Source organism: Dietzia papillomatosis NBRC 105045, assembly GCF_001570845.1.
Taxonomy (GTDB): domain Bacteria; phylum Actinomycetota; class Actinomycetes; order Mycobacteriales; family Mycobacteriaceae; genus Dietzia; species Dietzia cinnamea.
In genome coordinates this window covers 1-9726 of sequence record NZ_BCSL01000068.1, presented here as the reverse complement: position 1 = coordinate 9726, position 9726 = coordinate 1, and the positions used below count along the sequence as shown (strand labels likewise).

The following is a 9726-nucleotide window of genomic DNA, read 5'->3' as shown; positions in this document are numbered from 1 at the left end:
TGTGCTCGCCGCCGGACGCCGGGCGCCTTAGCAGCGGTCAGCGCTCGATCCTCGACATGGGCGCGGGCGTCAACGAGCGTCCGCTCCCGCGCCTGGCCGCCCGACCCTCCAGAGCGAGCGCCACCTATTCGGCTACGCGCCGCCTACCGGACCCTATAGGTGGCGCGTAGTCGGATAGGCGGCGCTCCGTTCGATAGGCGTCGTCGATGCGGGCGAACCCGCGCCGCCCCCCGGCCGTACCCGTGCAGCCGCTCCCGGCCCTGGCGTCTCGCCCCTGTGCCTGTCCGCGTCGACTGCTCCCGCTCCTCGCCATGGCGTCTGGCCTGCCCCGCGGTACGCGCGAGACGCCATGGCGACGGGCGGCTGCGAAGGAGGCGGCTGGGAAGGGGGCGGTCGCGGGAGGGTGCGGGTGCGGGTGCGGGGTGAGTGTGCCGGGGCGGCGGGCGGGGTCAGGCGGGGTTGGCGCCAGTGCCGGGGCCTGTGGCGGTGCCGGTGCAAGTGACGTCGTCGACGAAGTCGGGGAGCGACACGACCGCGTTGAGTGTCGACAGCGCCGAATCGATGACCGCCGCCTGCGGGAGTCCGGACTCCTCGCCCAGCAGCGCGAGCTCCTCGACCCCCGCGAGCCAGGCGCGCGTGAGCACCAGCGCCATCGGGCCCGCCCCGTCCACCCCGATGCTGTCGAGGATCCGCAGACTGATCGTGCGGTGCATGCCGTCGACGACCTGCTCCAACGCGGGGTCCACCGCCCGGCCCGAACGCAGGACCGCCACGTAGTTGTCGCGCCGACGCTGGATGTAACGGACCAGCGCCGTGACGATCGCGCGGGTGCAGTCCTCCGCGCTGGTGCCCTCCGGGACCTCCGTCAGCGAAAGCACGTGGTCGGCCGCCGCCCGGACGACAGCAGTGAGGTAGTCCAGCTTGGTGGGGAAGTAATGGAACAGCAGGCTGCGGGACACACCGGCCCGCTCCGCCACGTCGTCCAGGGACAGGGCATGGAAAGGCACCGTCTCCAGCAGTCGGATCCCCAACACGACCAGTTGCGAACGGCGTTCCTGCTTGGAGAGCCGTCGTCCTCCCGTTGCGGTCATGGCACACCTCGTCGTCGTACTCATCGACGCGCGCGTCGCGCCCCCCGGCGCCGACACCCACGTCCCCCCGGCCGACGCACAGGTCCATCTTAGGGTCACGTCCACGATCACGGACCGACATGCCACGATGGAGTGATGCCCGACAGCGCCGCACCCGACACCCGCCCCACCACCTTCGACGTGGGGGAGCGGATGGTTCTCGACGGCACCGCCGGCGGACGCACCGGCGTCATCCACACGCCCCACGGCGACATCGCCACCCCGGCGTTCATCCCGGTCGGCACCAAGGCGACGGTCAAGACGCTCACGCCCGAGCAGGTCCGCTCGACCGGCGCGCAGGCGGTGCTGGCCAACGCCTACCACCTGTACCTGCAGCCCGGGCACGAGATCGTCGACGCCGCCGGCGGTTTGGCTGAGTTCATGCGCTGGGACGGGCCCACCTACACCGACTCCGGCGGGTTCCAGGTGATGAGCCTGGGCGTCGGGTTCAAGAAGGTCATCGAGATGAGCGCGGGCACCAAGGCCGCCCCCGACGACTCGGCGACCAACAAGGGGCAGGGACGCCTCGCGAAGGTCGACGAGGACGGCGTCACCTTCACCTCCCACCTCGACGGGTCGCGGCACCGCTTCTCGCCCGAGGTGTCCATGCGGATCCAGCACTCGCTGGGGGCCGACATCATCTTCGCCTTTGACGAACTCACCACCCTGATGAACACCCGCGGGTATCAGGAGAACTCGGTGGAGCGGACCCGTCGCTGGGCGCAGCGCTGCCTCGACGAGCACGAGCGGCTGTCCACCGAGCGGACGCACCGGCCGGGGCAGTCGCTGTGGGGAGTGGTCCAGGGCGCGCAGTTCGAGGACCTGCGGCGCCAGGCCGTGCGCGGGCTCGTGGAGATGAGCGAGCGCGCCGAGGACCAGGGGCGGCGCGGGTTCGGCGGCTACGGCATCGGCGGCGCGCTGGAGAAGGAGAACCTCGGCACGATCGTGGGCTGGTGCACCGAGGAGCTGCCCGAGGACCGGCCGCGGCACCTGCTGGGCATCAGCGAGCCCGACGACATCTTCACCGCCGTGGAGAACGGCGCCGACACGTTCGACTGCGTCGCGCCCACCCGGCTCGCGCGCCACGGCGGGATCTACACGCTCGACGGGCGGGTCAACATCACCCGCGCGCAGTTCCGGCACGACCACACGCCGCTCGACCCCGAGGGGCCGTCCGAGGTCTCCCGCGAGTACAGCCGCGCGTACCTGCACCACCTGTTCAAGGCCAAGGAGTTCCTCGGCTCGACTCTGCTGACCCTGCACAACCTCGCCTTTGTGGTGCGGCTCGTCGACGAGGTGCGCGCGGCCATGGCGGCCGGACCCGACGAGTACGTGGCGTACAAGGAGCAGTTCCTGGGGCGGTACTACGCGGGGCGATGACCCGGACGCCGAGCCGCCGCGGATGGGAGACTGGGCGCATGACGGACGACCGTAGGCTGACGCTCGACGAGGACCTGGCACGACGAACGCCGTACGGACTCCATCCGGACGTCAAGACCGGGGCGCTGGCGGAGGTCAGCGAAGCGGCGATGGACGCGGCGTTCAACCTGCTGGACAAGGCGTTGACCAGAATGGTCGACGGGGACGAGCAGCGGGCCGCGACGCTGATCTCACGCGCCGCCTCCCTACCGTTCGACGAGCACCTTCGGCTCTGGCCCGGTCCCTTCACGGCCGACCAGATGCTGTTCGACTTCCTCTGCAACGTCGCCGAAACCGCGTCTCTGGATCAGCAACACCCGGACGACGACGGCCACCTCGACCAGCTCTACGCCGACGTCGCCCGCGTGGTTCCGCTGCTCGACGCCCGGGAGGGTGCGGTCTACAGGGACATCGTCGAGACGATCGTGTCCGACGCGGTGATGCTCGGGATCCCCCGCGACGTGGCGGGGGTCCTGGCCGATGCGGTCAGGACTCTTCCCGACCCGGAGACGGCCGAACGCGCGCTCGCCCTCGGCCGCGGCGCCGACGTCGCCCGGCGGGAGGACCTCACGCGTCTGGTGCTCGGCGTGCTGCGCACGGTCATCACGGCGATGGACGAGGCCGATGGGATTTCTCACTCGAAGTAGATCGAGTGGTGCAGGAAGCATCCCGGGTTGAACGGTGACGCGCACGACGGGCAGGAGTCGGCCTCCAGGTAGTCGCTGATGGACAGCGTCGACCGGCACACCCCGCACAGGATCGCGCGGGTGTCGAACCGATCCGCCGGCCACGCCGTGACCGGGTGGTCGACGGCGTCGGCGTGGCAGCGGAAACACGGGTAGAACTCGCCGCAGCAGTGAAAGCGGATCGCGACGATGTCCAGCGGGCCGGCGTAGTGGACGCAGCGGGTCTGATCATCGACGGTCGCGCCGAGGACCGTCACGGCGGGCGGGATCATGCCGCCGATTGTGACAGGACCGACCCCGACAGTGCGGCCTGGTAGCTGGGCTCGCGCTTCTTGATCCACGCGATGACCAGGTACGTCACGGGCAGGAGCACCGCTTCGACGAGGGTCTTCCAGACGAACCCGATGACGACGTAGTTCCAGTAGTCACCCGACCAGAGCGCCATGCCCAGTGCCGGGGCGGCGATCGTACAGAAGACCGTCGTGTCGGCGAGCTGGCCGACCACGGTCGAGCCGAGCAGCCTCGCCCACAGACTCCGCTCACCTGTGCGCCGCTTCATCCACACCAGGACGTACGAGTTGAGCAGTTCGCCCACCACGTACCCGGCGAGCCCCGCGAGGAAGAACTGCGGAATGACGCCCGCGACCGCCTCGAACGCGTCCTGGTTCTCGTAGAACGGCGCGGCGGGCAGATACACGGTGGCCGTGAAACTCAGTGCCGCCAGGGCGAGGACCGCGAACCCCGACAGCACGACCCGGCGCATCGCGCGGAAGCCGTACACCTCGCTGATCACGTCGCCGAGCACGTAGGCCAGCGGGAAGAGCAGGAAGGCGCCGTCGGTCACGAGACCGTCGACGGACACGAACCCGAGTTGGAACGACAGGTCGGGGAAGAGGAGGACGCCCTTGGTCCCGGTGACGTTGCTGATGAGCATCACGCCGACGAACAGGGCGATGAGGTAGGCGAAGTAGGGGCTGCCGAAGGTGGCGAACGCGGGCTGGGTGCGGTCGGGGGTCCGGGAGCTGCGCGCCGGCTCGGGAGTGATCCCGTCCGGCCGCCCAGTCCCTCTCGATAGCCCGGTCCCGTGCGGATCCCGGGGCTCGGGGGTCTGCGATGAAATGGTCACGAGCGACGATTATCCGGGTAGACGCGCGCCCGCGACGAATCCGGCCCGCGGAGTCACGCCACCACCCAGGGGCCGGATCGCAGGGACTCGGCCGTGACCACCCCACGCAACGCCTCGATCGAGTCCGCGCCCTCCGGCCCACCGAGCGAGGCCACGATCCGGGCGATCGCGGCCCTCGTCGTCGTCCCCTCTTGCGCCAGGTCGGCCAGCGTCACCGCGCCGTCCCGCTTCGCCAACCGCTGACCCGCGGCGTTCACCGCGAGCGGCACGTGGACGTACTGCGGATGCGGGAGGCCGAGCAGATCCGCGAGGTGCACCTGACGGGGAGTCGAGGAGAGCAGGTCCTCGCCGCGGACGACCTGGTCCACGCCCTGCTCGGCGTCGTCGACCACCACCGCCAGGTTGTACGCCCACACGCCGTCGCCGCGGCGCAGCACGACATCGTCGACGATCCCCGTGTAGTGCCCCTGGACGAGGTCGGTGATCGTCAACTCGTCGACCGTCGCGCGCAGCCGCAGTGCCGGCACCCGGCCGGGACCGAGCGCCGAGCGGCGACGCTCACGCTCCGCCTCGGGCAGATCCCGGCACGTACCCGGATAGGCGCCGGGCGGGGAGTGCGGCGCCTGCGGGGCCTCGGCGATCTCTCTGCGCGAGCAGTAGCACTCGTAGACCAGGCTCTGGTCCGCCAGCTGGTCGGCGGCCGCGGCGTAGGCGTGCGAGCGCGCGGACTGCCACATGATCTCGCCGTCCCAGTCGAGGCCGATCGCCGCCAGGTCCGCCAGCTGTCGCTCCGCCACCCCGGGCCGGGCGCGCGCGGCGTCGAGGTCGTCGACCCGCATCCGGAACGACCGCCCCGAATCCCGCGCCAGCACCCACGCCGCCACCGCAGTGCGCAGATTGCCCAGGTGCAGGTCGCCGGAGGGGCTCGGAGCGTAGCGGCCGGCGCCGGGCGGGAGGAGGCTAGCGGGAGTTTCCACGTCAACAGGGTAGGTGGCGCGGTCGTGGAGGGGCGCGGGGCGCAGGGGCGCGCCGGGTCGTGGTGGGGCGGGGCGCGTGGGCCGCGCGCCAGGACCGCCCGCCGCGCGGCGAGGTGCCAGACTGGAGGAATGAGCGCAGACGCCGACAACTCACGCCCCGACGCCGACGACCAGACCCGCCTCACCGAAGAGCAGATCGCTGAGGGCCTCGCCGACCTGCCCGGCTGGGCCCTGTCCGAGGGATCGCTGACCTACACCGCCGTGTGCGAGTCGCCGCAGGCCGCGATCGACCTGGTCGCCGCCATTGGCCAGGCCGCCAACTCGCAGAACCATCACCCCGACCTCCTGTGGAGCTACGACGAGGTGACCCTTGACCTGCGCAGTCACGACGTCGACGGCGTCACCCGGCGAGACCTGCGGCTGGCGCGGTCGATCTCGGCGCTGTCCGGCGAGTTCGACGCGACCCCGCTCGGCCTGGGGGAGTAGGGCCGGAGGTCAGGGGCCCGGTCCTCTGCTCGGCGTGGAGGCGGCGTCCGGGGGGGCGCGGCCGTGACGCGGCCTACCCGGCGAACGCGGCGGCCGCCCCGGCGAGGTCGAGCAGCGGCTGCGGCATGATCCCCAGCAGGACCCTCACGATCGCCGGGACCGCCACAACCGTGTCGGACATCTGACCTCATCTCCCTACCCAGCGCTGGTGGAATGGTCCCGTGGGCCAGCGTGAGTGGGGCCGGATGCGCTGGCGGTGTGCCCGGCGGGGCGCGGGGACTCGGGCGCGTGGGGGTGCGAGCGGGTATGCCTTGCCAGGCGGCGTACCGGGAAATGTGCGACGCGGCCCGGTGCTCGAGAGCTCCGGGCCGCGTCCGCGGCGGAGGATAGGGGATTTGAACCCCTGAGGGGCTATAAACCCCAACCCGCGTTCCAGGCGAGCGCCATAGGCCACTAGGCGAATCCTCCGTGGAGGACAATACCGAGGAAGGCCGAGCGGAGGCAAACCGTCATCCTCCGGGGTGGGTGGCGTGCGGGCTCGGGGGTGACCCGGCTAGACTCGTACCCGGACCCCGCGCGGCGTCCATCCTGTGAACTCCCCCAGGGCCGGAAGGCAGCAAGGGTCAGCGGGCTCTGGCGGGTGCGCGGGGTCCCCTTATGTCTTGGGACATGTCTTAGGGCACTAACACCACCGATGTAGTCGACCCCCGCCGGAGGCCACCGTGGCGCTGTCCGATCTCCCCGCCGACGACCTCGCTCGCATCGAGTCGCGACTGGCCGCCGAGTACGACGCGCTCGCGGACAAGGGTCTCGCCCTGGACCTCACCCGCGGGAAGCCCTCGCCCGAGCAGCTCGATCTCTCGGAGGCGCTGCTGTCGCTGCCGGGGGAGGGGGACCACCTGGCCGGCAAGACCGACGTGCGCAACTACGGCGGCGGCGCCGGGCTCCCCGAACTGCGGTCGATCATCGCCGAACTGCTGGGCACCGAGACGGGCAGGGTGATCGCCCAGGACAACGCCAGCCTGTCGATCATGTACGACCTGCTCGTCTTCTCGATGCTCTTCGGTACGCCCGACTCGCAACGGCCCTGGAAGGACGAGCCCGCCCTGCGCTGGCTGTGCCCGGTGCCCGGTTACGACCGCCACTTCTCCATCACGCAGGCCCTCGGCATCGAGATGATCCCCGTGCCCCTCGGGCCCACGGGTCCGGACATGGACGAGGTCGAGCGCCTCGTGGCCGCCGACCCGTCCATCAAGGGCATCTGGTGCGTCCCGATCTTCGCCAACCCCACCGGCGCGGTCTACGACGACCACACCGTCTCCCGCCTGGCCCGTATGGCCACCGCGGCACCCGACTTCCGCGTGGTGTGGGACAACGCCTACGTCGTCCACACGCTCACCGAGGACTTCCCCAAGGTGCCGGACGTGGACGCCCTGGCCGCGGAGGCCGGGCACCCCAACCGCTTCTGGCAGGTGTGTTCGACCTCCAAGATCACCTTCGCCGGCGCGGGCGTGTCGTTCCTGTCGTCGTCCTCGGCGAACCTGGACTGGTACCTCGGCCACACCTCTGTGCGCACGATCGGCCCGAACAAGGTCAACCAGCTCGCGCACGCGCGCTTCTTCGGCGACGCCGAGGGGGTCCGCGCCCATATGCTCCGCCACCGCGAGGTGATCGCGCCGAAGTTCGAGGCCGCGGCCGCCGCGCTGGCCCGCCGTCTCGGCGAGTACGACGTCGCCCGCTGGACCCGGCCCGAGGGCGGCTACTTCATCGACCTCGAGGTGGTCGACGGGACCGCGACCGAGACCGTTCGCCTGGCCAAGGAGGTCGGGGTCGCGCTGACCCCCGCCGGCTCGGCCTATCCCTACGGGCAGGACCCCGACGACCGGCACATCCGTCTGGCGCCCACCCTCCCGCCGCTCGCAGAGGTCGAGACCGCCATGGACGTGGTGGGTCTGTGCGCGCTATTCGCGGCGTGCCGCGCGACGCTCGCCGGCTGACGTCCCGGTGGGCGGGATCGCTGTAACAGTTGGCTCGCTGTCGTTAATCCAGGCCCCTGCCGGAGCAGGCTCCTCTCCGGCGATGGCGCCGCGCTCGATCTCGAAGTGACCAGCGGTTCTACCTGCGAGTGATCTCAGACACGTTCTCGCATGGTGGACGTTACGATCCGCAGGTTGGGCGACCCTGTGACGAGGGCAAACGCCTGAACGGCTGACTGTTGAGCAACTGTCAGCAACAAGAACGTCTTGTCGCGGGAGTGGGTCATCTGGTTGTATCTATCCCGTCCGGGCCAGAGGGATGCGGACACCGGAGTACAGCTGAGGGGCTGTGAGGGGCCGGTGTCAGGTATCGGTTCGGGAACCGTGCTGCGGGGGTCTGAGGGGGCCCGATCCGCGCGCGAGGGACGTCGGGAGGGGCTGCGCAGAGCGTGGCCCCTCCGGTCATTTCCGCACTCATATGCGCACACCCCGCGGGGTGCCTGCCGGGACGCGATCGGTCTCATCGTCGTCGTACCCCCTGGGTACCCTCTAGGCGTGGCTCTCTATCGGAAGTATCGCCCCGCCTCCTTCGCCGAGGTCGTGGGCCAGGAGCACGTCACCGAACCGCTGTCGGTGGCGCTGTCCTCCGGCCGTATCAACCACGCCTATCTCTTCTCCGGGCCGCGCGGCTGCGGCAAGACCTCGTCCGCCCGCATCCTCGCGCGCTCACTCAACTGCGTGCAGGGCCCCACCGCGACCCCGTGCGGCGAGTGTGACTCGTGCGTGGCGCTCGCGCCCGGCGGCAACGGGACGCTCGACGTCACCGAGCTCGACGCGGCCAGCCACGGCGGTGTCGATGACACGCGTGACCTGCGCGAGCGGGCGTTCTTCGCGCCGGCGTCGTCGCGGTACCGGGTGCTCATCATCGACGAGGCCCACATGGTCACCAACGCGGGCTTCAACGCGCTGCTCAAGATCGTGGAGGAGCCGCCGGAGCACCTCATCTTCATCTTCGCCACCACCGAGCCGGAGAAGGTGCTGCCCACCATCCGCTCGCGCACGCACCACTACCCGTTCCGGCTGCTCACTCCGTCGTCGATGCGGGGGTTGCTCGAGCGGATCTGCGACCAGGAGGGCGTGAAGGTCGAGCCCACCGTGTTCCCGCTGGTGATCCGCGCGGGCGGGGGCTCGCCGCGTGACACGCTCAGCGTGCTCGACCAGCTCATGGCCGGCGCCGGCGAGGAGGGCATCACCTATCCGCGCGCGGTGAGCCTGCTGGGGGCCACCGAGGTCGCGCTCATCGACGACACAGTGGACGCCCTTGCCGCCGGCGACGGCGCCACGTTGTTCCGGACCGTCGACAAGGTCGTCGAGGCCGGGCACGACCCGCGCCGGTTCGCCGCCGACCTCCTGCAGCGGCTGCGCGACCTCATCATGGTGCAGTCCGTGCCACAGGCGATCGAGCGCGGTCTGGTCGACGCCCCGGTCGAGCAGGCCGAGACCATGAGGCGGCAGGCCGAGCAGATCGGCCCCGCCACTCTGGCGCGGTGTGCGGACATGGTGCACGAGGGCATGGCGTCGATGCGCGGCGCCACCTCGCCGCGGCTGCTGCTGGAGATCCTCTGCGCCAAGCTGCTGCTGCCGTCGGCCGACGAGTCCATGGCCGCCCTGCTCCAGCGCGTCGAGTCGCTGGAGTCGGGGGCCGTGCGCCCGGGCACCGCGCCGGTCGCCGCTGGTGGCGCAGGTGGCGGGCCCGCGCCGGGTGGCGGGGTAGGGGGCGACGACGACGAAGCCCGCACCGGCCCCGCCGGCGGGCCCGCGCCGCAGTCCGCGGCGCCGGCGGAGGGGCGACCCAAGTTCGTCCGCCGGTCGCAGCAGCAGGCCGCCGAGGCCGCAGCACAGCCGGCGCCGCCCACCGCCGCGCCG

At 71.2% G+C, this 9726-nt stretch carries 10 protein-coding genes, 1 tRNA gene and 1 other RNA gene; 7 read left to right on the top strand and 5 right to left on the bottom strand.

Features of this window, described 5'->3' with window-relative positions; genetic code table 11:
* Positions 1 to 449: 449 nt before the first annotated feature.
* Positions 450 to 1091 (bottom strand): TetR/AcrR family transcriptional regulator, encoded by a 642-nt coding sequence (locus DPA01S_RS15270; protein WP_061229695.1) that lies wholly within the window; start codon positions 1089 to 1091, stop codon positions 450 to 452.
* On the opposite strand from DPA01S_RS15270, the gene DPA01S_RS16870 reads away from it, so the two are divergent.
* Genes DPA01S_RS16870 through DPA01S_RS15260 form a run of 3 tightly spaced genes read left to right on the top strand, consistent with a single transcriptional unit; the run spans position 1090 to position 3196 of the window.
* On the top strand, positions 1090 to 1227 hold the full coding sequence (locus DPA01S_RS16870; RefSeq protein WP_156482606.1) for a hypothetical protein: 138 nt from the start codon (positions 1090 to 1092) through the stop codon (positions 1225 to 1227). The two genes, DPA01S_RS15270 and DPA01S_RS16870, sit on opposite strands and share 2 nt — an antisense overlap.
* Positions 1227 to 2510: a tRNA guanosine(34) transglycosylase Tgt gene (gene tgt / locus DPA01S_RS15265; protein ID WP_061229694.1), complete on the top strand. Its 1284-nt coding sequence runs from the start codon at positions 1227 to 1229 to the stop codon at positions 2508 to 2510. The genes DPA01S_RS16870 and tgt overlap by 1 nt, the downstream gene beginning before the upstream one ends.
* 38 nt (positions 2511 to 2548) lie before the next feature.
* Complete coding sequence (locus DPA01S_RS15260) at positions 2549 to 3196, top strand: hypothetical protein (RefSeq protein WP_061229693.1); 648 nt, start codon at positions 2549 to 2551, stop codon at positions 3194 to 3196.
* Here the strand turns inward: DPA01S_RS15260 and DPA01S_RS15255 are convergent.
* The 3 genes from DPA01S_RS15255 to gluQRS are packed head-to-tail and all read right to left on the bottom strand — an operon-like array spanning position 3184 to position 5338.
* Positions 3184 to 3507, bottom strand: a complete 324-nt coding sequence (locus tag DPA01S_RS15255; RefSeq protein WP_061229692.1) for a CHY zinc finger protein — start codon at positions 3505 to 3507, stop codon at positions 3184 to 3186. The genes DPA01S_RS15260 and DPA01S_RS15255 overlap by 13 nt on opposite strands.
* Positions 3504 to 4361 carry a queuosine precursor transporter gene (locus tag DPA01S_RS15250; protein WP_198150829.1) on the bottom strand — a complete coding sequence of 286 codons (858 nt, stop codon included), beginning with the start codon at positions 4359 to 4361 and terminating at the stop codon, positions 3504 to 3506. The genes DPA01S_RS15255 and DPA01S_RS15250 overlap by 4 nt, the downstream gene beginning before the upstream one ends.
* Before the next feature lie 53 nt (positions 4362 to 4414).
* On the bottom strand, positions 4415 to 5338 hold the full coding sequence (gene gluQRS / locus DPA01S_RS15245; RefSeq protein WP_061229691.1) for a tRNA glutamyl-Q(34) synthetase GluQRS: 924 nt from the start codon (positions 5336 to 5338) through the stop codon (positions 4415 to 4417).
* A 129-nt stretch (positions 5339 to 5467) separates the two neighbouring features.
* Between gluQRS and DPA01S_RS15240 the strand changes: the two genes are divergently transcribed.
* Positions 5468 to 5824: a 4a-hydroxytetrahydrobiopterin dehydratase gene (locus DPA01S_RS15240; protein ID WP_061229690.1), complete on the top strand. Its 357-nt coding sequence runs from the start codon at positions 5468 to 5470 to the stop codon at positions 5822 to 5824.
* A gap of 380 nt (positions 5825 to 6204) precedes the next feature.
* Here DPA01S_RS15240 and DPA01S_RS15235 read toward each other — a convergent pair.
* Positions 6205 to 6292 (bottom strand) — tRNA-Ser (locus tag DPA01S_RS15235).
* Between the two features lie 96 nt (positions 6293 to 6388).
* On the opposite strand from DPA01S_RS15235, the gene ffs reads away from it, so the two are divergent.
* From ffs to DPA01S_RS15220, 3 genes are all read left to right on the top strand, one after another.
* An RNA gene (ffs, locus tag DPA01S_RS15230) (signal recognition particle sRNA small type) lies at positions 6389 to 6483 on the top strand.
* Positions 6484 to 6546: 63 nt separating this feature from the next.
* Positions 6547 to 7821, top strand: a complete 1275-nt coding sequence (locus tag DPA01S_RS15225) for an aspartate aminotransferase type Ic (RefSeq protein ID WP_061229689.1) — start codon at positions 6547 to 6549, stop codon at positions 7819 to 7821.
* Between the two features lie 534 nt (positions 7822 to 8355).
* A partial coding sequence (locus DPA01S_RS15220) for a DNA polymerase III subunit gamma and tau (protein ID WP_157076986.1) occupies positions 8356 to 9726 on the top strand: 1371 nt, incomplete at its 3' end.